At 74.9% G+C, this 21508-nt stretch carries 20 protein-coding genes; 10 read left to right on the forward strand and 10 right to left on the reverse strand.

All coding sequences use genetic code 11. From position 1 onward, the window contains the following. The first annotated feature begins 94 nt into the window (after window positions 1-94). Entirely contained in the window at window positions 95-886 is a 792-nt protein-coding gene (locus tag ACIRBY_RS30605; RefSeq protein ID WP_403906860.1) for a spermidine synthase, read from the forward strand. Here ACIRBY_RS30605 and ACIRBY_RS30610 read toward each other — a convergent pair. Together ACIRBY_RS30610 and ACIRBY_RS30615 are read right to left on the reverse strand one after the other, a co-directional pair. After that, window positions 873-2204 (reverse strand): MFS transporter, encoded by a 1332-nt coding sequence (locus ACIRBY_RS30610; RefSeq protein WP_403906637.1) that lies wholly within the window; start codon window positions 2202-2204, stop codon window positions 873-875. The genes ACIRBY_RS30605 and ACIRBY_RS30610 overlap by 14 nt on opposite strands. Window positions 2205-2288: 84 nt before the next feature. Further along, window positions 2289-3326 carry a hypothetical protein gene (locus ACIRBY_RS30615; protein ID WP_403906640.1) on the reverse strand — a complete coding sequence of 346 codons (1038 nt, stop codon included), beginning with the start codon at window positions 3324-3326 and terminating at the stop codon, window positions 2289-2291. A gap of 96 nt (window positions 3327-3422) precedes the next feature. Between ACIRBY_RS30615 and ACIRBY_RS30620 the strand changes: the two genes are divergently transcribed. Both ACIRBY_RS30620 and ACIRBY_RS30625 read left to right on the forward strand, forming a co-directional pair. Beyond that, window positions 3423-3881, forward strand: a complete 459-nt coding sequence (locus ACIRBY_RS30620) for a DUF4442 domain-containing protein (protein WP_387263295.1) — start codon at window positions 3423-3425, stop codon at window positions 3879-3881. A gap of 220 nt (window positions 3882-4101) precedes the next feature. Then, window positions 4102-4764, forward strand: coding sequence for a DedA family protein (locus tag ACIRBY_RS30625; RefSeq protein ID WP_403906642.1), 663 nt, complete (start codon window positions 4102-4104; stop codon window positions 4762-4764). Window positions 4765-4805: 41 nt separating this feature from the next. On the opposite strand, the gene ACIRBY_RS30630 is transcribed toward ACIRBY_RS30625, so the two are convergent. Beyond that, window positions 4806-5372, reverse strand: a complete 567-nt coding sequence (locus tag ACIRBY_RS30630) for a gamma carbonic anhydrase family protein (protein ID WP_403906644.1) — start codon at window positions 5370-5372, stop codon at window positions 4806-4808. A gap of 132 nt (window positions 5373-5504) precedes the next feature. Between ACIRBY_RS30630 and ACIRBY_RS30635 the strand changes: the two genes are divergently transcribed. Next, a complete protein-coding gene (locus tag ACIRBY_RS30635) occupies window positions 5505-6248 on the forward strand; it encodes an acyltransferase (protein ID WP_366454213.1) in 744 nt (247 codons plus the stop codon). 16 nt (window positions 6249-6264) lie between these two features. Here the strand turns inward: ACIRBY_RS30635 and ACIRBY_RS30640 are convergent, their stop codons facing one another. Then, window positions 6265-7131, reverse strand: a complete 867-nt coding sequence (locus tag ACIRBY_RS30640) for an EamA family transporter (protein ID WP_403906646.1) — start codon at window positions 7129-7131, stop codon at window positions 6265-6267. Window positions 7132-7238: 107 nt separating this feature from the next. Between ACIRBY_RS30640 and ACIRBY_RS30645 the strand changes: the two genes are divergently transcribed. After that, window positions 7239-7829 carry a helix-turn-helix domain-containing protein gene (locus ACIRBY_RS30645; protein ID WP_403906862.1) on the forward strand — a complete coding sequence of 197 codons (591 nt, stop codon included), beginning with the start codon at window positions 7239-7241 and terminating at the stop codon, window positions 7827-7829. A gap of 32 nt (window positions 7830-7861) precedes the next feature. On the opposite strand, the gene ACIRBY_RS30650 is transcribed toward ACIRBY_RS30645, so the two are convergent. Continuing rightward, entirely contained in the window at window positions 7862-8266 is a 405-nt protein-coding gene (locus ACIRBY_RS30650) for a CoA-binding protein (RefSeq protein WP_403906648.1), read from the reverse strand. A gap of 89 nt (window positions 8267-8355) precedes the next feature. Here ACIRBY_RS30650 and ACIRBY_RS30655 point away from each other — a divergent pair, with 89 nt between their 5' ends. From ACIRBY_RS30655 to ACIRBY_RS30665, 3 genes are all read left to right on the forward strand, one after another. Further along, window positions 8356-8985 carry a YigZ family protein gene (locus ACIRBY_RS30655; RefSeq protein WP_390689658.1) on the forward strand — a complete coding sequence of 210 codons (630 nt, stop codon included), beginning with the start codon at window positions 8356-8358 and terminating at the stop codon, window positions 8983-8985. A gap of 216 nt (window positions 8986-9201) precedes the next feature. Beyond that, the gene (locus tag ACIRBY_RS30660; protein ID WP_403906651.1) at window positions 9202-10383 is read left to right on the forward strand and encodes an exonuclease SbcCD subunit D; all 1182 of its coding nucleotides are present in this window, start codon (window positions 9202-9204) and stop codon (window positions 10381-10383) included. Then, a complete protein-coding gene (locus tag ACIRBY_RS30665) occupies window positions 10380-13391 on the forward strand; it encodes an AAA family ATPase (protein ID WP_403906654.1) in 3012 nt (1003 codons plus the stop codon). Before ACIRBY_RS30660 ends, ACIRBY_RS30665 begins: the two co-directional genes overlap by 4 nt. Here ACIRBY_RS30665 and ACIRBY_RS30670 read toward each other — a convergent pair. Next, the gene (locus tag ACIRBY_RS30670) at window positions 13381-13827 is read right to left on the reverse strand and encodes an Lrp/AsnC family transcriptional regulator (protein ID WP_403906657.1); all 447 of its coding nucleotides are present in this window, start codon (window positions 13825-13827) and stop codon (window positions 13381-13383) included. The genes ACIRBY_RS30665 and ACIRBY_RS30670 overlap by 11 nt on opposite strands. 94 nt (window positions 13828-13921) lie before the next feature. Here ACIRBY_RS30670 and ACIRBY_RS30675 point away from each other — a divergent pair, with 94 nt between their 5' ends. Continuing rightward, complete coding sequence (locus tag ACIRBY_RS30675) at window positions 13922-14434, forward strand: rhodanese-like domain-containing protein (RefSeq protein WP_403906660.1); 513 nt, start codon at window positions 13922-13924, stop codon at window positions 14432-14434. 72 nt (window positions 14435-14506) lie between these two features. Here the strand turns inward: ACIRBY_RS30675 and ACIRBY_RS30680 are convergent, their stop codons facing one another. The 4 genes from ACIRBY_RS30680 to ACIRBY_RS30695 form a co-directional block, all read right to left on the reverse strand. Then, window positions 14507-16216: a DUF885 domain-containing protein gene (locus tag ACIRBY_RS30680; RefSeq protein WP_403906662.1), complete on the reverse strand. Its 1710-nt coding sequence runs from the start codon at window positions 16214-16216 to the stop codon at window positions 14507-14509. Between the two features lie 35 nt (window positions 16217-16251). Further along, window positions 16252-17667, reverse strand: a complete 1416-nt coding sequence (locus tag ACIRBY_RS30685; protein ID WP_403906664.1) for a GNAT family N-acetyltransferase — start codon at window positions 17665-17667, stop codon at window positions 16252-16254. A gap of 155 nt (window positions 17668-17822) precedes the next feature. Continuing rightward, window positions 17823-19412, reverse strand: coding sequence for an alkaline phosphatase D family protein (locus ACIRBY_RS30690; RefSeq protein WP_403906864.1), 1590 nt, complete (start codon window positions 19410-19412; stop codon window positions 17823-17825). A 139-nt stretch (window positions 19413-19551) separates the two neighbouring features. Further along, window positions 19552-20403, reverse strand: a complete 852-nt coding sequence (locus ACIRBY_RS30695) for an alpha/beta fold hydrolase (protein WP_403906666.1) — start codon at window positions 20401-20403, stop codon at window positions 19552-19554. Window positions 20404-20723: 320 nt separating this feature from the next. Here ACIRBY_RS30695 and ACIRBY_RS30700 point away from each other — a divergent pair, with 320 nt between their 5' ends. Then, window positions 20724-21476, forward strand: coding sequence for a GntR family transcriptional regulator (locus ACIRBY_RS30700; protein WP_403906669.1), 753 nt, complete (start codon window positions 20724-20726; stop codon window positions 21474-21476). Window positions 21477-21508: the final 32 nt, after the last annotated feature.

Raw genomic sequence — 21508 nt, forward strand, 5'->3', positions numbered from 1 at the left:
GGCCGGGACCGCGGGCGGCGGGCCCGACAATGAGGGGGTGAGCGACGAACAGATCCCGGTGATCCGGGAAGTGGGCCAGGGCACCGCCAAGCTGATGCCGGACGTGGACCGGGAGCGGGCCTGGCTGCTCACCGTGGACGGGGCGCCCCAGTCCTACGTGGACCTCGACGAGCCCGGGCACCTGGAGTTCGAGTACGTACGCCGCCTCGCGCACGTACTGGACTGCGCGGCCGAGGCGGGGGCGGCCCTGGACCTGCTGCACCTGGGCGGCGGCGCGCTGACCCTGCCCCGCTACGCCGCGGAGGTCCGCCCGGGCTCCCGCCAGACCGTGGTCGAGTTCGACGCGGGGCTGGTGGAGCTGGTGGCGGAGCACCTGCCGCTGGCCGCCGGGGCGCGGGTGGAGGTGCACGCCGCCGACGCCCGGGCCTGGCTGGAGCGGGCGCCGGCGGCGAGCGCCGACGTCCTGGTCGCCGACGTGTTCGGCGGCTCGCGGGTGCCGGCCCAGCTGACGTCGGTGGAGTACGCGCGCGAGGCGGCCCGGGTGCTGCGGCCCGGCGGGCTCTACGCGGCGAACCTGGCCGACGGGGCGCCGTTCGGCTTCCTCAGGTCCCAGCTGGCCAACTTCGCCGCGGTGTTCGGGGAGCTCGCGCTGATCGCCGAGCCGGGGGTGCTGCGCGGGCGGCGCTTCGGCAACGCGGTGCTGCTGGCCTCCGACGCGCCGCTGCCGGTGGCCGCGCTGGCACGTCGGTGCGCCGCCGACGCCTTTCCCGCGCGGGTGGAGTCGGGGGAGGGCCTCGTCCGGTTCATGCGCGGGGCGCGGGTGGTGGCGGACGCCGACGCCGTGGCCTCGCCGGAGCCGCCGCAGGGGGCGTTCAGCCTGGGGTGACGGTCTGGGCGGCGGCGGCGGGTACGGGTGCGGGCGCGCCGCCGGACGCCGGCGACTTCGCGGGGACGGGTCTGCGGGTGATGCGGCGGACCTCCGGGACCAGGAGGACCAGGGCCGTGGGGACGACCACCAGGGCCGCGCAGCCCCACAGCGCCGTGGTCCGGCCCAGGGCGGTCTCGGCCGGCCCGGCCAGGGCGGTGGCCAGCGGGAGCATGGAGACCGAGCCGAACCAGTCGTAGGCGGAGACCCGGGAGAACTTCTCCTCGGGGATCTCCTGGTGCATCGTCGTCATCCAGTTCACGCCGAACACCTCGACGGCCGCACCGCTGACGAACATCACCGCGCACAGCCCCCAGGCGGGCAGCGGCACCGCCAGCCCGGCCGAGGGCAGGGCCAGCGGGAAGACGCACAGGGTGCCGACCAGCAGCAGGCGGCGCGGTTTCCAGACCATCATCAGGACGGCGCCGGCGATGGTGCCCACGCCGAAGAGGGCCAGGGCCACGCCCCAGGGGGCCGGCCCGCCCAGCCGGTCGCGGGCGACGAGGGGCCCGTACACCGACTCGGCGGCTCCGACGACGGCGACGACGACGGAGAACTGGAGCACGATGGTCCACAGCCAGGTCCGGCTGCGGAACTCCACCCAGCCCTCGCGGAGGTCGGCCAGCAGGCCCCCGCCGGGCGCCCGTTCGGCCACGCGGCCGACGTCGAGGAAGGCGCGCAGGGCGCCGGCGACCGCGAAGGCGGCCGCGTCCACGGCCAGGACCCAGCCGGGGCCGATCGCGGCGATCAGGGCGCCGCCGAGGGCCGCCCCGCCGATGCCCGCGCCGTTCATGGCCATCCGGAAGAGCGCGAAGGCCCGGTTGGAGTGCTCGCCGGAGACGCTGGAGAGCAGCATGCCCTCGGCGGCCGGGTTGAAGAAGGCGGTGCCGGTGCCGCAGAGCGCGGTGAGCAGCATCATCTGCCACAGCTGCGGGTCGCCGGTGAGGACCAGCACCGCGAAGGCCGCCTGTGAGAGGCAGTTGAGGGCGTTGGCCGCGACCATCACGTGGTGGCGCGGGAGCCGGTCGGCGAGGGCGCCGCCCACGAGCAGGAAGAGGACGAGGGGCAGCGTACGGGCGGCCGCGACGAGGCCGACGTCGCCGCCGGAGCCGCCCGCGTCCATGACGGCGAAGGCGGAGGCGATGAGAGCTCCGTGGCTGCCGAGGTTCGTCACGACCGCGGCGCCGGTCAGCAGGGTGTAGTTGCGGCCCGCCCAGGAGGGCAGGCGGCGCGGGGCGGCGGGGGAATCGGCGGGGGAGCCGGTGGGGGGAGAGCTCACCCCGGGACTATCCCTGCCCCGGGCCGAGAATCCAAACGAATAACCGGAAAACGGATAATCGGCCCGGAGTGGGGTGGGGTGAGGTCAGTTGCCGACGAGGCGGACCGAGCTCATGATCTTCTCCTCGGTGGCCTGGTCCACCTCGCCGGGGACCCCGGCGGCGGCCCACATGACCCAGCTGGCGAAGTCACCCTTGGCGTTGCGGAAGCTGAAGGCGATGCTCTTGCCGTCCGAGGAGCACTTGTTCTCCTTGGGGATGTCGCTCACGGTCGCCGTCGCGTAGTGCCCCTTGAGGCCGGAGAGGGTCGTGTACTCCTTGGACTCGGAGATCTTGACCCGGTCCTCGGGCAGCTTCTGCGAGTAGGCCGCGAACACCCAGGTGCCCGCCTCGCTGTGCGCGGCCCCGGCGGTGTCCTTGGCGCCCTGGCCGCCCTTGGTGCCGGTCCCGGCCAGCCCGGTGCTCTCCTCCTTGCCGTCCTTGTTGGAGTCCACCTTGCACCAGTCCTCCTTGAGGAAGGCGGGTGCCGAGAAGGTGACGAGCGGGGAGCCGTCCTTCTTCTTCTCGTCCTCGAAGCCGGAGATCACCCCGGAGCTCGCCACGTTCCACTCCGGCGGGACGTCGAAGGCGGTGCCGTGCTTCGGATTGACGACGACCTTCCAGCCCGGGATCACGGGCTTCATGTCGCCGCCGCCGCGCGGGTTGCCGCTCGGGGCGGCCGGCGCCGCCGGGCTGACGGGGGCCGAGGAGGAGGCGGCGGGCGGCTTGTCGTTGGCCTGGTTGCTGCCCTTGTCGTCCCGGGTGAGGACGAAGGCGGCGGTCGCGGCCGCCGTCACCACGACCGCCGAGGCCGCCACGATGGCCACGGTCTTCGTCGAGAACGGGCTCCCCCCGGACGGGGACTGGGCGGGCTGGGCGGTGGGCTGCCCCCACGGCTGGACCGGCGGCGGGGTCTGGTAGCCGCCCGCCTGCGGGTAGCCGTAGCCGGGCTGCTGCTGACCGAATCCCGGCTGGGGCTGCTGCTGGTACGGGTTCGGCTGTCCCGGCTGCTGCTGGTACGGGTTCTGTTGCGCGTCCTGGGGGCCCTGCTGTCCCCCGGGCGGCTGCTGCTGTCCTGGCCACATGGCCGGTAACCATAGTGGGCGAGCCCCGCGGGAGCCACGTCCGCCCCCTCCCCGACCCTGGCCAACTTCATCTACTCGTGGGTAACATCGCGTGCCATGAGCGCAGAACAGATGAACGTGGGCGAACTGCTCGCCCAGACCGTGCCGATGGCCCGCACCCTCAACCTCGAGTTCCTGGAGACCACTCCGGAGCGCGCCGTCGTCCGCCTCCCGGACCAGCCGGACTTCCACAACCACGTCGGCGGCCCGCACGCCGGCGCGATGTTCACCCTGGCCGAGTCCGCCAGCGGCGCGATCGTCCTGGCCGCCTTCGGCGACCAGCTCTCGCGCGCGGTGCCGCTGGCCGTCAAGGCCGAGATCGGCTACAAGAAGCTCGCCAAGGGCGTCGTGACCGCCACCGCCACCCTCGGCCGCCCGGCCTCCGAGGTCGTCGCCGAGCTCGACGCTGGCGGCCGCCCCGAGTTCCCCGTCACCATCGCCATCCAGCGCGAGGACGAGGCCGTCACGGGCGAGATGACCGTCGTCTGGACCCTGCGCCCCAACGCTACCGCCTGATCACCGCCCGACCACCGCCCGGCCACGGCTTGACCGTCACCGCCTGGTCACCGCCCCGCCGCCCGGCGACCGCCGTGCGGTCCGGGGCCGGCGGGAGGTGTTCGCCGGTCGTTCGCCCCGGGAACCCGTACTGCGGGCGGAGCCCGTGACGGGGAGCGGATAGGCTGCTCGTTCGGCGTGTCCCCCGGGCGCGCCGGTCACGACGAGGGAGGGCGAACCGGTGCACGTCCAGGAATGGCTGGAGACGATTCCGGCGATCAGTGTCTATCTCCTGGTGGGTCTGGTCATCGGACTGGAGAGCCTCGGCATCCCGCTGCCGGGGGAGATCATCCTCGTGAGCGCGGCCCTGCTGGCCTCGCAGCACGGGCACATCGACCCCGTGGTCCTGGGCCTGTGCGCGATCGCGGGCGCGATCGTCGGCGACTCCATCGGGTACGCGATCGGGCGCCGCGGAGGCAAGCCGCTGCTGGAGAAGCTGGGCCGGCGCTTCCCGAAGCACTTCGGGCCCGACCAGGTGGCCGTGGCGGAGCGTTCCTTCGACCGCTGGGGGATGTGGGCCGTCTTCTTCGGCCGGTTCGTGGCCCTGCTGCGGATCTTCGCCGGGCCGCTGGCGGGCGTGCTGCGCATGCCCTACTGGCGGTTCCTGATCGCCAACGTCCTCGGCGGCGTCCTCTGGGCAGGCGGCACCACCGCCGTCATCTACACCGTCGGGATCGTCGCCGAGCCGTGGCTGAAGCGGTTCTCCTGGCTGGCCCTCGTGGTGGCCCTGCTGATCGGGCTCGCCGTCACGCTGGTGGTGCGCGGCCGGATGAAGAAGGCGGCGGCCGAGGCCCGCGAGGAGGCGGCCGCACGGGTGACCGCCCCGGCGGGCGCCGCGGACTGAGGTCCCGGCCCCCGGGGCGGCCGCCCCGGGGGCTCCCGGGCTCAGGACTCCGGGGTGACCGAGGCGCGGTGCTGCCGCGCCAGCTCCGTGTACATCGCGGCGTTCACCCTGATGTGCTCGCGCTCCTGCGCGGTGAGCTCCCGCCGCACCTTGGCCGGCACGCCCGCGACCAGGGAGCCGGGCGGGACCACCATCCCCTGTGGGACCAGGGCCTGGGCGGCCACCAGCGAACCGGCGCCGATCACGGCCCCGTTCAGCACGGTCGCACCCATCCCGATCAGGCAGTCGTCCTCCACGGTGCAGCCGTGCACGACGGCGTTGTGGCCGATCGAGACCCGCTCGCCGACCGACACCGGGAAGCCGGGGTCCACGTGCAGCGTGCAGTTGTCCTGGACGTTGCTGTCGGCGCCGAGCGTGATGGGGCCGCAGTCGCCGCGCAGCACCGCCGAGTACCAGACGCTGGCGCCCGCGCCCAGGGTGACGTCGCCGACCACGACCGAGGTCGGGGCGGTGAAGGCCGTCGGGTCCACGGACGGCCGCCGGTCGCCCACCGCCGCGATGAGGGCTCCCTGGCCGGCCCGGCCCGTTCGGCCCGTGTCGTTCGTCATGATCGTTTCCCTCTGTTTCCGGATGCCGCGCTACGGGCACCGTAGGGCACGCGCGGCGCCGGAACCGCGATGGGGTGAAGATCACAGGAACGCGGTCCGGACGTCCGGCGCGAGGCCCACTACCGTGGCCGGGTGCCGAAGAACCAGAACACGTTCTCATCCCTGGCGGCCCTGCGCCGCCGCGTCGCCAGCCGCGCGGTCCACGCGGGGTGGCGCTGGATGCAGCAGGCCGGCGCGGTCACCGCGCAGAACCCGGGCCGGCTGCGCTTCGGCGCCATCGGGGACGGCACCCGGCTGGCCTTCCCCCAGGGCACCGTCTTCGGCGAGCCCTGGATCCGCATGGGCGGGCACTGCATCATCGCCGAGCAGGTCACCCTGACCGCCGGGATGATGCCCGACCTCGACCTCGGCCCCGACCCGGTGCTGGTCCTGGGCAACGGAGTGGTCCTGGGCCGCGGCAGCCACGTGATCGCCGACGCCCGCATCAGCATCGGCGACGACACCTTCTGCGGCCCCGGCGTCTACATCACCTCCACCAACCACAGCTACGACGACCCGCACCAGCCCGTCGGCCGGCAGTGGCCCCGCAGCGCCCCGGTGGAGATCGGGCCGGGCTGCTGGCTGGGCACCGGGGCGGTGATCCTCCCCGGGGCGAAGCTGGGCCGCAACGTCGTGGTGGCCGCGGGGGCCGTCGTACGGGGCGAGGTGCCGGACCACGCCGTGGTGGCGGGGGCCCCGGCCAAGGTCGTGCGCCGCTGGGAGCCGGAGACGGGCTGGCAGCCGCCGCTGCGGACCCCGGCGCCGGTGCCGATCCCCGACGGGGTGACCTCCGAGCAGCTGCGCGGGCTGGCCCGCCTGGCGGAGGCCGAGCAGTAGTCGCCGCGGCCGGTGCTCAGCCGGCCGCGAGCAGCACCGTGCCCGCCAGGGCCAGCCCTGCGCCCGCCGCCTGCACGCTGCGCAGCCGCTCCTTGAGCACGGCGAAGGCGGCCAGGGCGGTGATCACGGGGTAGAGCGAGGAGAGCACGGCGGCGACCGTCACCGGTCCGTTCTGGGCGGCGATCGAGTAGGTGCCGTTGGCCGCGACGTCCGCGAGGCCGACGAAGGCCAGCGCGGGCAGCAGGCTCCACAGGACGCGCGGGCCGGTGCCCCGGGGCAGTGCGGGGACGCCGCGCCGCGTCTGCGCCCACAGGGCGGCGCCGCCGACGGCGACGTTGGTGACCCGCTGGACGAGGAGGGCGAGGAAGAGGCCGGTGACGGTGGTCGAGGCCTGCGAGATCAGGGCCATCACCGCGCCGAAGCCGAAGGCCGCGGCCAGCGTCAGGAGCACCGCCTGCCGCTGCACGGGCGCGCCGCGCAGCTCGGGCCCGCCCGCGAGGACGATGCCGACGACGGCCACCGCGATGCCCGCGAACTGGCCGGGCCCGGGCCGCTCGCCCAGCGCCAGCCCGATGCCGACCGGCACGACCACGCCGACCGAGCCCAGCGGGGAGACCACGCCCATCGGGCCCAGGGCCAGCGCCTTGTAGAAGCTGAGCATCGCCGCCGGTCCCACCAGGCCCGCCGCCACCGCGAACCACAGCTGCGGTCCGGCGTCGTGCCAGGCGCCCGTGGCGAGGACGACGGACCCCAGGACGAGCACGGCGGCCACCTGCGAGACCACGACCACGGTGAGCGCCGGCAGGCGGCGCGTCAGCAGCCCGCCGCCGAAGTCGGCGAGGCCCCACAGCAGGGCTGTGGCCAGGGCGAAGAGGGCGGTCATGGCGGGACCTCGCAGTACAGTGCGGTGAACGGTGGAGTGCAGCATCGAATACACCGCAGGTTAGTTCAGTCTGTTGAACTGTGTCATCCAAAATATTGGACGGAATGGTGTCGGATCTCGAACAGCTCACCCAGGCGCTCGCCCGGAACCTCAAGCGGTGGCGCGGGGAGCGCGGCTTCACCCTGGACGCGCTCGCGGCCCGCGCGGGGGTCAGCCGCGGCATGATCATCCAGATCGAGCAGGCCCGTACGAACCCCAGCGTGGGCACCACGGTCAAACTGGCCGACGCCCTCGGGGTGAGCATCACCACGCTCCTCGACCACGAGCGCAGCCCACAGGTGCACGTGGTGCCCCCGGGACAGGGGGTGCGGATGTGGTCCAGCGGCCCGGGCAGCGAGGCGCGCATGCTGCTCGGCGACGACCGGCGCGGCCCGGTGGAGATGTGGACCTACCGGCTGGAGCCCGGCGACGGGACGGCCTCCGACCCGCACCCGGCCGGGACGTTCGAGATGCTGCACGTCACGGCCGGGGAGCTGACCCTGGAGATCGCCGACGACCGGCACGTGGTGCCGGCGGGCGGGGCCGTCTCCTTCGAGGCGAACGTCCCGCACGCCTACCGCAACGAGGGGACGGTGCCGATGGAGATGACCATGGCCGTGTCGATCCCGCCCGTGCAGGGGGCCGACGGCCACCGCTGAGGCACGCCGGGACGGCTGCGGGCGGGGGCGGGCTACAGGGCCGGGATCTCGATGGCGGGGCACCGGTCCATGACCATCTCCAGCCCGGCCGCGCGGGTCCGGGCGAAGGCGGGCTCGTCGACCACGCCCAGCTGGAACCAGACGGCCCGGGCACCCGCGGCGACCGCCTCGTCCGCGACCCGGCCGGCCAGCGAGCTGTTCACGAAGACGTCCACCACGTCCACCTCGAACGGGACCGCCTCCAGCGAGGGGTAGCCCTGCTCGCCGTGCACGGTCTCCGCCTTCGGGTGGACGGGCACCACGCGCTTGCCGAACCGCTGGAGCACCCTGGCCACCCCGTAGGCCGCCCGGTCCTCGTTGTTCGAGAGCCCGACCACGGCCCAGGTGTCGCCGAGTTCGGTGAGGATCCTGCGGATGGTCTCCTGGTCGCCGTACACGTGCGCCGCCTCCTGCTGCCCGCCGGGGTGAGTGGTTCCGCCGGGATCAACGGAAAGGACACCTGTCCGATTCCCCGTAGGGTGGAGCGGTGAAGGCAGACCAGTACGTGACGGTGGCCCGCGAGGGATCGCACGAGTCCGAGATCAACCGCTCGCGCTTCCTGTGCTCGCTCGCGCCCGCCGCGACCGAGCAGGAGGCGCAGGACTTCATCGCGCGGATCCGCCGGGAGCACCCCACCGCCACGCACAACTGCTTCGCCTACGTGATCGGCGCCGACGCCTCCGTCCAGAAGGCCAGCGACGACGGCGAGCCGGGCGGCACCGCCGGCGTGCCCATGCTCCAGATGCTGACCCGGCGCGACATCCGCTACGCGGTCGCCGTCGTCACCCGCTACTACGGCGGCGTGAAGCTCGGCGCGGGCGGACTGATCCGCGCCTACGGAGGAGTCGTCGGCGAGGCCCTCGACGCGCTCGGCACCGTCACCCGCCACCGCTACCGGCTGGCCACCGTCACCGTCGACCACCAGCGGGCCGGCAAGACGCAGAACGACCTGCGCTCCACCGGCCGCGCGGTCCTGGACGTGCGCTACGGGGAGGCCGTCTCGATCGAGATCGGCCTTCCCGAGGCGGACGTCGACTCCTTCCGGGCCTGGCTCGCCGACGCCACCGCCGGGACCGCGGGCTTCGAGCTCGGCGGCGAGGCCTACGGCGACGGGTAGCCCCCGCCCCCGCCCGCGCCGCCCGCCCGCCAGTCGGTGCGGCGCAGCTCGCGTACCGTCGCCCGTCGCCCGTCGCCCGTCGCCCGTCGCCCGTCGCCCGTCGCCCGTCGCCCGCCCGGTGTCCGGGACGGGGCCCGGGCCGGGCGGTGGACCGGTTAGCCTGGACGGTCGGAGCGGGTCACGGAGGAGAGCAAGCGTGCGGGTCGGAGCGGTCGAGTGAAGTTCCTGCACACCTCCGACTGGCACCTGGGCCGGTCCTTCCACCGCGTGAACATGCTCGGAGCCCAGACCGCCTTCGTCGACCACCTCGTCGAGGCCGTCCGCGAGCACGGGGTCGACGCCGTCCTCGTCGCCGGGGACGTCTACGACCGGGCCGTGCCCCCGCTGCCCGCCGTCGAGCTCTACGACCGGGCGCTGCACCGGCTCGCCGACCTCGGCGTACCCACCGTGATGATCTCCGGCAACCACGACTCCGCCCGCCGGCTCGGCGTCGGCGCCGGGCTGATCGGCCGGGCCGGGATCCACCTCAGGACCGACCCCGCCGGCTGCGCCGACCCCGTGGTGCTGGCCGACGCGCACGGCGACGTGGCCCTGTACGGGCTGCCCTACCTGGAACCGGCCCTGGTCAAGGACGAGTTCGCCGCGGAGCGGGTCAGCCACGAGGCCGTCCTCGGCGCGGCCATGGACCGCATCCGCGCCGACCTGGCCGGCCGGCCCGAGGGCACCCGCTCGGTCGTGCTCGCGCACGCCTTCGTCACCGGCGGGCAGGCCAGCGACAGCGAACGCGACATCGCCGTCGGCGGGGTCGAGGCCGTCCCCGCCTCGGTCTTCGAGGGCGTGGACTACGCGGCCCTCGGCCACCTCCACGGCTGCCAGACGATCAACGAACGGGTCCGCTACTCCGGTTCCCCCCTCGCCTACTCCTTCTCCGAGGCCGACCACCGCAAGAGCATGTGGCTCGTCGAGCTCGGCCCGGCCGGGGAGGTCGCCGCCGAACGGCTCGACACCCCCGTCCCGCGGCCCCTCGCCCGGCTGCGGGGCCGCCTGGAGGACCTCCTGGACGACCCCGCCCTCACCGGCAGCGAGGACAGCTGGGTCGAGGCCGTCCTCACCGACCCCGTCCGCCCCCAGGACCCGATGGCCCGCCTCACCGCCCGCTTCCCCCACGCCCTCAGCCTCGCCTTCGAGCCCGAGGGCCGCGAGGACGACGGCGCGGCCTCCTACGCCCAGCGCCTGCGCGGCCGCAGCGACCAGGAGATCGCCGAGGACTTCGTCGCCCACGTCCGCGGCGGCGGCTGCGCCGACGAGGCCGAACGGGCCGTGCTGCGCGGAGCGTTCGACGAGGTCCGCGTCCAGGCCGCGGCGTCCGAGGACGGCCGCCGGGAGGCCGCGCGATGAGGCTGCACCGGCTCCAGGTCACCGCCTTCGGACCCTTCGCCGAACCCCAGAGGATCGACTTCGACGCCCTGTCCGGCGCCGGGATCTTCCTGCTGCACGGCCCCACCGGCGCGGGCAAGACCTCGGTCCTCGACGCGGTCTGCTACGCCCTCTACGGCTCCGTGCCCGGATCGCGCCAGGCCCCCGGCACCACCCTGCGCAGCGACCACGCCGCCCCCGACACCCCGACCGAGGTCACCCTCGAACTCACCGTCGGCGGCCGCCGCCTGGAGATCACCCGGCGCCCCGAACAGGACCGGCCCAAGAAGCGCGGCACCGGCACCACCAAGGACAAGGCACAGTCCTGGCTCCGCGAGCACACGTCCGACGGCTGGACCGCGCTCAGCCGCTCCCACCAGGAGATCGGCGAAGAGGTCGAACAGCTCCTCGGCATGAGCCGCGAGCAGTTCTGCCAGGTGGTCCTCCTCCCGCAGGGCGAGTTCGCCCAGTTCCTTCGGGCCGGCGCCGAAGCCCGCGGCCGGCTCCTCGGCCGGCTCTTCGACACCCGCCGCTTCGCCGCCGTCGAGACCCTGCTCGCCGATCGCCGCCGGGCCGCCGAGGCCAGGGTGCGCGCCGGAGACGAGAAGGTGCTCGCCGCCGCCCAGCGCCTGGCCCAGGCCGCCGGCGACAGCGCCGACCTGCGGGCCTGGCCGCTGCCCGCCCACCAGCCCGGCGACCCCGGCCTCGCCGGCGCCGTCCGGTCCTGGGCGGCCGTGGCCCGCTGCTCCGCCCGCGAGCGGCTCACCGTCGCCGAGTACGCCCTGGCCGCCGCCGAGGGACGGCACGCCGCGGCCCGGCGCGCCGCCGAGGAGGCCCGGGAACTCGACCGGCTCCAGCGCCGCCACGCCGAGACCGCCCGCCGCGCAGACCTGCTGGCGCAGGCCGCGCCGGAGCGCGAGCGCGTGCGGGAGCTGCTGGACCGGGCCCGCCGGGGCGCCCTCGTGGCCCCCGCCCTGGAGCTGCGCGGGGCCGCGGCCGCCGCCCACCTCACCGCCGCGCACGCGGAGACCCTCGCCCGGGCGGAGCTGCCCCCGGCCCTCGCCGAAGCGGGCACCGAGCAGCTCGGCGCCGTCGAGCAGCGCCTGCGCGAGGACCTCGGCGCGGCCGGCGCCGCCCAGCGGGCGGAACAGCGCAGCGCCGGGATCGGCCGCGAGCGGGCCACGCTGGAGCGGGAGTCCCGGGACGCCGACGAGCAGCACCAGGAGTCCGCCGAGTGGCTGGCCCGCTGGGAGGCCACCCGCGCCGCCCTCCAGGAGCGGGTCGACGCCGCCCAGCAGGCCCTGACCCTGGCCGAGCAGCTCGCCGGCCGGCTGGAGCCCGCCCGGATGCAGCTCACCGCCGCCCGGCGCCGCGACACCCTCGCCGCCGACGCGGACACCGCCGCCGGCGAGCGGGACTCCGTGCGCGAGGAGTCGTACGCCGCCAAGGAGCGCTGGCTGGAGCTGAAGGAGGCCCGGCTGCGCGGCATCGCCGCCGAGCTCGCCGCGGCCCTGGCCCCGGGCGAGCCCTGCACGGTGTGCGGATCGGCGGAGCACCCCGCTCCGGCCCGTCCCGCTCCCGGCCACGTGGACCGGGCCGCCGAGGACGCCGCCCACGCCCGCTTCGAACGGGCCGAGGAGCGCCGGGCCGCCGTCGAACGCCGGCTCGCAGCCGTCCGGGAGGCCGAGGCCGAGGCGGCGGCCGCCGCAGGGGAGGCCACCACCGCGGAACTCCTCTCGCTCACCGACGACCTGAGTACGCGTCACGCCGCCGCCCAGGCCGAGGCCGCCGGACTCCACACCGCCCGCGAACGCCTCGCCCGCGCCGAGCGGGAGCACGAGGCGCGCAGCTCCGACCGGCTCGAAGCCGAGCGCCGGGCCGCCGCCCGGGCCTCCCGGCGCGAGGCCCTCGACCGGGAGCAGGCCGCCCTGGAGGCCGAACTGGTCCTGGTCCGGGGCGACTCGCCCAGCGTCGCGGCCCGCGCCCGGGTCCTGGAGGACCGCATCCGGATGGTCACCACGGCCGCCGCCGCGCTGCGCCGCGCCGAGACCACCGCCGCGCGGCTGAAGGAGGCCGACGGCCAGCTCGCCGACGCCGCCTTCAAAGCCGGGTTCGACACCACCGCCGAGGCCGCCGGCGCCGTGCTCCCCGAGTACGAGCGCACCGCCCTCCAGCACCGCCTGGACGCCTGGCAGGCCGAGGAGGCGATGCTGTGCGACCGCCGCGCCGAGGCCGACACCGCCGCGGCCGCCGCCCTGCCCCCGGCAGACCCGCCGGCCGCCGAGGCCGCCGGGGAGCGTGCCGCCGCCCGGCTGCGCACCGCCGGGTCGGCCGTGGACGCCGCCCGCGTCCGCTGCGCCGAGCTGGACCGGCTCTCCCGGCAGGCGGAGCAGGAGCTGCGCGCCCTGGGACCGCTGCGCGAGGCCTACGAGCGCGTGGCCCGCCTCGCCGGCCTCACCGCCGGAACTTCCGCCGACAACGAGCGCAAGATGCGGCTGGAGTCGTACGTCCTGGCCGCCCGTCTGGAGCAGGTGGCCGCCGCCGCGACCGTACGCCTGCTGCGCATGTCCGGAGGCCGCTACACCCTCGTCCACTCGGACGCCCGGGCGGGCGGACGCGGACGCTCCGGCCTGGGGCTGCACGTGGTGGACGCCTGGACCGGCAGCGAGCGCGACACCGCCACGCTCTCCGGCGGCGAGACCTTCTTCGCCTCCCTCGCCCTGGCCCTGGGGCTGGCCGACGTGGTCACCGACGAGGCGGGCGGCATGCGGCTGGACACCCTCTTCATCGACGAGGGCTTCGGCAGCCTCGACGACCAGGCCCTGGACGAGGTGCTCGACGTACTGGACTCGCTGCGCGAACGCGACCGCAGCGTCGGCATCGTCAGCCACGTCGGCGACCTGCGCACCCGGGTCCAAGCCCAGCTGGAGATCGTCAAGCAGCGCGGCGGCTCGGTGGTGCGCCACCGCACGGCGGGGGTCACGGACTGAGCGGCCGCCGCGCCAGCGGGGACGAGTACACGACGCTGGTGGTCACCGGGCCGAGGCCGGCGATCCGGCCGGTGACCTCCTCCAGGTGCGCCATCGAGCGGGCGGCGACCTTGAGCACGAAGCAGTCGTCGCCCGTCACGTGGTGGGCTTCCAGGATCTCCGGGGTGGCGTCCAGGAAGTCGTGGAACGGCTTGTAGTTGCCGTGCGGATAGCGCAGCCGCACGAGCGCCAGGATGGCCTTGCCGAGCTTCTCGTGGTCGACCACGGCCGTGTAGCCGGTGATGATCCCGGCCTCCTCCATCCGGCGGACCCGCTCCGTGACGGCGCTGGCGGACATGGAGACGGCGCGGGCGAGTTCGGTGAAGCTGGCCCGGCCGTCCCGCTGGAGGGCCGCCAGGATGCGCCAGTCCGTGGCGTCGGGGGAGTATCCGGTCATGGCGCCGGTCTAGCAGGGGAATCCCCGGTGGAACAAGCCGAAGGCCGGGGAATCCCACTTCCCGGAATGATCAACGGTTCATAGATTCTGAGCCATGACGACGACGAGCCACACGACCGCCCCCGCCCCCGCCAACCCCGTCCTGCGGGTCCCTGCGGCCAGCCCGGCCGCGGCCGCCGCCTACTTCTCGGCCAGCCTCGCCTTCCACGCGGACGTGTCCGACGTCGCCGCCGCCTTCAAGGCCCACCGCGAGCAGGGCGCCGAACTCGGCTTCCAGCTGGTCGACTCCCGCTCCACCCCGGCCTGGGACCAGGCCCACGTGCCCGGCGCGGTCCACCTGCCCACCGCGCTGATCCCCGAACAGGCCGGGAAGCTCCTCGACAAGAACCTTCCCGTGGTCACCTACTGCTGGGGCCCCGGCTGCAACGGGGGCACCCGCTCCGCCCTCGCCCTGGCCGAACTCGGCTTCCAGGTCAAGGAGATGCTCGGCGGCATCGAGTACTGGATCCGGGAGGGCTTCGAGGTCGACACCTGGGAGGGCCCGCAGCGGCGCGCCGAGGCCGACCCGCTGACCGCCCCCACCGACTCGGACGACTGCGGCTGCTGAGCCGCCCGTACGCACGGCGGCCGCCCGCCCCCCAGTGGGGAGCGGGCGGCCGCCGGCGCGTGTCCGGGAGGGTCAGAGCCGCGAGAGCTCGTCCACCAGGTCGTCCAGGCCCAGCGAGCCCTGCGAGAGCGCCGCCATGTGCCAGGCCTTCAGGTCGAAGGACTCCCCGCGCGCGGCGCGGGCGTTGTCCCGGCCCAGCAGCCAGGCGCGCTCGCCCAGCTTGTAGCCGATCGCCTGCCCCGGCATCGACAGGTAGCGGGTCACCTCGCTCTCGATGAAGTCCGCCGGACGGCCGCTGTGCCGCCCGAAGAACTCCTGCGCCAGCTCCACCGTCCAGCGCTCGCCCGGGTGGAACGGGGAGTCCTGCGGGATCTCCAGCCCCAGGTGCATGCCGATGTCCACGATGACCCGCGCGGCGCGCATCATCTGGCAGTCCAGGTAGCCCAGGCGCTGCTCGGCGTCCTTGAGGTAGCCCAGCTCGTCCATCAGGCGCTCCGCGTACAGGGCCCAGCCCTCGGCGTTCGCGCTGACGAGGCCGACGCTCGCCTGGTAGCGCGACAGCTGGTCGGCGACGTGCGTCCACTGCGCCAGCTGGAGGTGGTGGCCCGGGACGCCCTCGTGGTACCAGGTGGAGACCAGGTCGTACACCGGGAAGCGGGTCTGGCCCATGGTGGGCAGCCAGGTCCGGCCCGGGCGGGAGAAGTCCTCCGAGGGGTTGGTGTAGTACGGGGCCGCCGCGCCGCCCGAGGGGGCGATCTTGGACTCGACCCGCTTGACCCGCTCGGCCAGTTCGAAGTGGGTGCCGTCGAGGTTCTCGATCGCCTCGTCCATCAGGCCCTGCAGCCAGGCCTGGACCTCGTCCACGCCCTCGATGTGGGTGCCGTGCTCGTCCAGGTGGCGCAGCACGTTCCACGGGTCGCCCTCGTCCGGGAGGATCTTGGCCGATTCGGCCTTCATCTCGCCGAGCAGGCGGTGGTACTCGGACCAGCCGTAGGCGTAGGCCTCGTCCAGGTCCAGGTCGGTGCCGTTGAAGTAGCGCGACCAGCGGGCGTAGCGCTCGCGGCCCACCGGGTCAGGGGCGTCCGTGACGGCCGGGGCGTACACGTCCCGCATCCAGTCCCGCAGTTCGACCACGGCCGCGGTCGCGGTGGCGGCCGCCGCGTCCAGCTCGGCGCGCAGGGAGTCGGGCCCGGCGGAGGCGAACTCCCCGAAGAAGTCCCGCTCGCCGTCGCCGTCCTGGCCGGCCCAGGTGGTGAGCTGGCCGACGAAGGTGGCGGTGGGGCGGGGGCCGCCGAGCAGCCCGCGCTCCAGGCCGAGGGCGAGGCTCTCGCGGTAGCCGGCGAAGGCGGCCGGCACGGCGCGCAGCCGCTCGGCGATCGCGGCCCAGTCGTCCTCGGTGTCGGCCGGGGTCAGGGTGAAGACCTCGCGGACCTCGTGCGCCGGGGAGTGGATGTTGCTGACGGTGCGCAGGTCCTCATCGGCTTCGTGGACCGCGAGTTCGGCGGTCAGGCGCTCGCGCAGCAGACGGCCGCAGCGGCGCTCGCCGTCGGTGTCGGCGCCGGGCAGCCGCTCGGCCTCGTCGAGCCGCGCGAGGGTGTCGCGCGACAGCCGGGCGCGGGCGGCGCGGCCGGCGGGGGAGAAGTCGGGGAGCGAGCCGGAGCTGGCGGCGACACCGAGGTAGGTGCCCATGATCGGGTCGATGGCGATGAGTCCGTCGACGTAGGCGTCGGCGACCTGGCGGGGCAGAAGGGCTGCGCTGTCGCTGTGGAGGGTGTCTGACATGCGGACATCTTCGTACGGCCGACACCCCTACGTCATCACCATACGGGCTTGTTCTCCTGACGGAGCCCGGATTCCGGACGCCTGAGGGCCTTGGCCGGGTCCAGCCGGGCCGTGACCACCAGGGTGCCCTCCTCGATCTGGTAGTCGAGGGGCAGGCCGAGGCCGCGCATGGCCGCGACCATGCCGGTGTTGGACGCCTGGGTCACGGCGTACACGCTGTCGGAACCGGCCTCGACGGCCATCGCGAGGAGCCGGCGCAGCAGTTCCGAACCGATGCCCCGGCGCTGCCAGTCGTCCTCGATGAGCAGTGCGACCTCGGTCTCGTCCCCGTCCCACAGCAGGTGGCCGAGGGCGACGAGCCGGCCGGAGGCGGTGGTGGCGGCCAGGGTGCGGCCGAAGCGCGGGCTGAGCAGGTGGCCGAGGTAGCGGTCGGCGTCGGAGACCGGGCCGTGGTAGCGCAGGGCGAGGGTGCGCTCGCTGCACCGGTCGTGCATGGCGCGGGCGGCCGCCAGGTCGGAGCCGTCGGCGCGGCGGACGGTGATCTCGTTCCCCTCGGGGAGGGTCAGCACGTCCCGGCTCCGGGGGACGCGGGGGCCGAGGCGGGCGTCGAGCTCCACGAGGGCGCGGGCGCGGGCGAACTCGGTGGGGGTGAAGGGGAGATACGGGCGCTCCACGGTGATCGCACCGCCCGAGGGGTCGCGCAGCCGCATCACCGTGGCCTCCAGCACGCCCTCCACGGGGGCGTCGGCGCCCGCGTTGGGACGGCCCGAGAGGGTGGTGGCGGGGATCGACTGGATGGTGCAGCGGCCCAGCAGCTGGCGCAGCGCGAGGGGGAGTTCGGCCGCGTCCAGGGCGGTGCGGGTGGCCAGGCCCAGGACCCGGGTGGGGGTGTCCACCAGGTCGTGGGCGTCGGCGCGTTCGATCCAGGTGCTGCGGCCGCCGGCCCGGGCGACGGCCCGGGACAGGTCGGCGGTGGCCAGGTGCTGGGGCGCGCGCAGCAGGAACTCGTCGACGGTGCCGCCCTCGGGGAGGGGGTGGGTCTGGAGGGTCAGGATGTCCACCTCGTGGCGGGCGAGCGCGGTGCACAGCGAGGCGAGGCTGCCCGGCTCGTCGCGCACGGTGGTCCGCATCCGCCACAGGGCGCCGGCGGCGGGCGCGGTGGTCGCGGCCGCTTCCCGGGGTGCCGCCGCGGGCGGAGCCGAGGGGTCCCCGGCGGCCGGTGGCGCATGGCTGTGCCGGCGGGCCCACCAGGTGTGGAAGCCCGCCGTCACCAGCAGCGCGACGGCCGAGGCGACCAGCAGGAGCGGGCCGCGGGGACCGTGCGCGACGAGATTGGCGATGCCGTCGGCGACCGCGACGGCGCAGAAGAGGGCGGCGAGTTCGACGAGGTCCCGGCGCCAGTGGTGGCGGTGGCGGTGCGGGGCGGCGGTGGCGCGGTTACGGTCAGTCATGCACACCACTGTGACGCCCGGGTGTTGCGTGACCACGAACGATCTGTGACCGACTGGTTAAGTGTCGCTCTGGCCCGTTTCTCCCGGTTTTCCAATGGGTTTCAGCCGCCGGTGCTGGCGGCCGCACCGTGGCCGGGACCGGCCGGGCCGGTGCCTCACGGCTGGCCGACGCGGCCCGGCTGGAGCACCTGGGTGAAGAGTACGTCCCCTCCCTGGCGGCGCAACCGCACGGTGAGTTCCCCGCTGTCGCCGTCGATCTCGACCTCGCCGTAGTACGGGGGGTTCTCCGCCGGGGACATGTTGGCGACCGGCGCCGACTGCACGTACGCGGTCCGCGGCCCGAAGGTCGCGTCCAGCCTGCCGGCCGGGAAGCCGCCCGCGCCGACGGGGCCGGAGACGAACTCCCAGAACGGCGCGAAGTCGGAGAAGGCCGCGCGCTCGGGGGCGTAGTGGTTGGCGGCGGTGTAGTGGACGTCGGCGGTGAGCCAGAGGGTGCCCGTGATGTGCTGGTGCTTGATGTGGCGCAGGAGGTCGGCGATCTGGAGCTCGCGCCCGAGCGGGGCCCCGGGGTCGCCCTGGGCGACCGCCTCGAAGTCCATAGCCCCGTCGGGGACCACGATGCCCAGCGGCATGTCGGCGGCGATCACCTTCCAGGTCGCCCGGGAGCGCGAGAGCTCCCGCTTGAGCCAGGCCAGCTGCTCGGTGCCGAGGATGCCGACCGGGTCCTCGGACTGGCGGCCGGGGGAGTTGGCGTCGCGGTAGGTGCGCATGTCGAGCACGAACACGTCCAGCAGCGGACCGTGCCGCAGCACCCGGTACATCCGGCCCTCGGCGCGCCCGCCCCGCAGGTCGGTCACGGGGAAGTACTCGCCGAAGGCCTGGCGGGCGTGGGCCGCGAGGGTGTCGACGTCCTTGACGGTGTAGCGCGGGTCGTCGAGCAGCTGGCCCGGGTACCAGTTGTTGCGCACCTCGTGGTCGTCCCACTGGGCCAGGACCGGCACCTGGGCGTAGAACGCGCGCAGGTTGTGATCGAGCAGGTTGTAGCGGAAGTTCCCGCGGAACTCGTCGAGGGTCTCGGCGACCTTGGCCTTCTCCTCGGTGGTGACGTTGTGCCAGACGCGGCCGTCGGGCAGCGGCACGGCCGCCTTGAGGGGCCCGTCGGCGTAGATCGTGTCGCCGCTGAAGAGGAAGAAGTCGGGGTCGCGCAGCCGCATCTCGTCGAAGACGCGGTAGCCGCCCAGCTCCGGGTTGATGCCCCAGCCCTGGCCCGCCAGGTCCCCGGACCACAGGAAGCGCACGTCCTGGCGGCGCGAGACCGGCGTGGTGCGGAAGCCGCCGCGGACCGGCTCGCTCGAGCGGCGGGGGTCGTCGGGGTCGGTGAGCACGACCCGGTAGTGGATCTGCCGGCCGGGAGGCAGGTCGCGCAGGGTGGTGGTGCCCGTGAAGTCGGTGGCCGGGCCGAGGAAGGGGCCGCCGTGGCGGCGGACGCCGTAACGGAACGACTCGCTCGGGGAGGTCTCGACGTACATCCGCGCCGGCCGGTCGGAGCGGACCCAGACGGTGGCCGAGTGGGCGGTGATCTCACCGCACTGGACGCCCCAGAGGGCGGCCGGGCGGCCGGAGCGGGTGAAGGCGGGGACCCGGGGGGAGGCGGCCAGCGCGGGCGCGGCGAGCGCCGTGGACAGGGCCAGGCCCACGGGGAGGGCGAGCGACCCGCCGAGCAGGGACCGTCGGGTGTGGGGCATCGAGGCCATGGGTGCGGCTCCAGGGGCGGCTGGGGGGGATGGCCGGTCCAGTGTGGCGTCGCCCACCAGACCGGCCGGGTCGCCCACGCGAACCGCGGATGAACACCCGTCAGCGGATCACGTCAGCGGGCTCGCGCGGTCACGCCCCTCCGCGCCCGGCGGCGCGTGCCGTCTCGCGGACGACCCGGGCCACGAGCGCCGGATCGTCGTTCATCGGCACGTGTCCGCAGCCCCGCAGCCGCACCAGCCGGGCCCCGGGAACCGTCCGCTTGGCGCGCACGCCCTGGCGGGGCGGCAGGAGCCGGTCGCGGGAACCCCAGGCGATCGTCACGGGCAGTCCGGGCAGGTCGTGGGCGAACCGTACGGATCCGCCGGCGGCCAGCGTCCCCCGGAAGCCCGCGGCACCGCGCAGGGCGAGGGTCTCGGCGACCACGGCCTCCGGGGCGCGTCGGCCCGGGCGGGCGTAGATGGCGCCGGTGAGCGCGGTGCGGCCCGCGGCGCTGCCCGCGAGCCGCTCCAGGGCCGGGCGGGGCAGGGCCAGGGCGCCGGCGCGCATCGCGAGCAGGGCGGTGAAGACGTAGACCCGCTCGGCCTGCGACCAGAACCCGGCCGGGGAGAGGGCGGTGACGGAGCGGGCGGTGCCGAGGCGCCCCATCTCCAGGGCGAGCAGCCCGCCGAGGGAGTTCCCCGCGAGGTGCGGGCGCTCGACGCCGAGCGCGGCGCAGAGCGCCCCGAGGGCCTGGGCCACGGTGGCGAGGTCGTACGGGACCCCCGGCGGCAGGGGCTCGGAGGCGCCGAAGCCGGGCAGGTCGACGGCGATCACGTCGTACTCGGCCGCCAGGACGTCGGACACCGGGTGCCAGGCCTGGAGGTGGTGGCCTATGCCGTGCAGCAGGAGGAGGGGCTCGCCCGCGCCCTTGCGCTCGTAGGCGACGGTGGCGGTACGGGGGCCCAGCGGCGATTCGATCGGGAAGGAGACGGTGGCGGTCATGCTGCTCCTCGTCGGGTGGACGCGAGTGGGACGGGCCGTCGGAGAGAGGCCGCCCTCATCATTACCGTCCGGTAGCCGGCCGGGTGGAGCCTTCGGGAAACGTGCGTCGGGCACGAACATCCTGTGAACGTCTTGCTACATATGCCCGATCTGCCCGGCGGGGTGGCCAGGATTGGTCTTGACCAAGGGGGGGCGCCGTCCTATGGTCGCAGGGATAGTGCAGGAACCTTTAATAAACAAAGGCGCGGAACTGCGGCGCGGAACTGCCGCTGGAACTGCCGCCCGACACGGCGACGGCGGCGACTGCAGGAGGAGTCAGGGTGGGGACCACGCAGCTCGAATCGGTACCGGAGCCGAAGTACTGGCACCTCAAGACCGTGCTCAGCGAGGCGCTGGACCGCGACTTCGCGGTCGGCGAGGTCCTGCCGAACGAGCGTGAGCTCGCCGCCCGCTTCGGAGTCGCCCGCGCCACCCTGCGGCAGGCCCTGGAGCAGCTCGAACTCGAAGGCCGCCTGCAGCGCCGCCGCGGCGTCGGCACCACCGTCGCCCCGCCGCGCGTGGGCGTCGCCGTCGGCAGCGCCGGGCACAGCTGGCCCGGGGGGAGCGACGACGGCTGGGAGGCCGTGGACGCCGTCGACGCCGTTCCCGCGGGCGCGGTCCTCGCGCTGCTGGGCACCGCCGCCGACCAGCCCGTCCACACCGTGCGCCGGACCCGCGTCACGCAGGGCCAGGCCGTCGCGGCCGAGCTGCTCTACGTACCCGCCGCCTCCGTCCCCGGGCTTTCCGCCATCGACGCCCCCGCCGGGCCCGCGCGGGCGCGCGCCGTCCTGCGGGAACTCCAGCGGCTGGAGCTGGACGGGCAGGACCGCTCGGTCGAGCTGGGCTCCGCCCGCGCCGACGACGCCAAGGAACTGGACCGTCTGCCGGGCGCGCCGGTGCTCCTGGTCACCACCCGCTACTTCACCGCCGAGGGCACGGCCGCGGTCTCGGTGGCCACCTACCGCGCCGACACCTGCCGCCTCACCTTCGGCGACACGGGCATGGAGATCACGGAGACCCGCGCCGCCTCCTGACCGGCGCGGCCGTCACCGCCCTGGCCCCGCCC

Source organism: Streptomyces sp. NPDC096136, from assembly GCF_044763325.1.
In the GTDB taxonomy this organism is placed as follows: Bacteria; Actinomycetota; Actinomycetes; order Streptomycetales; family Streptomycetaceae; genus Streptomyces.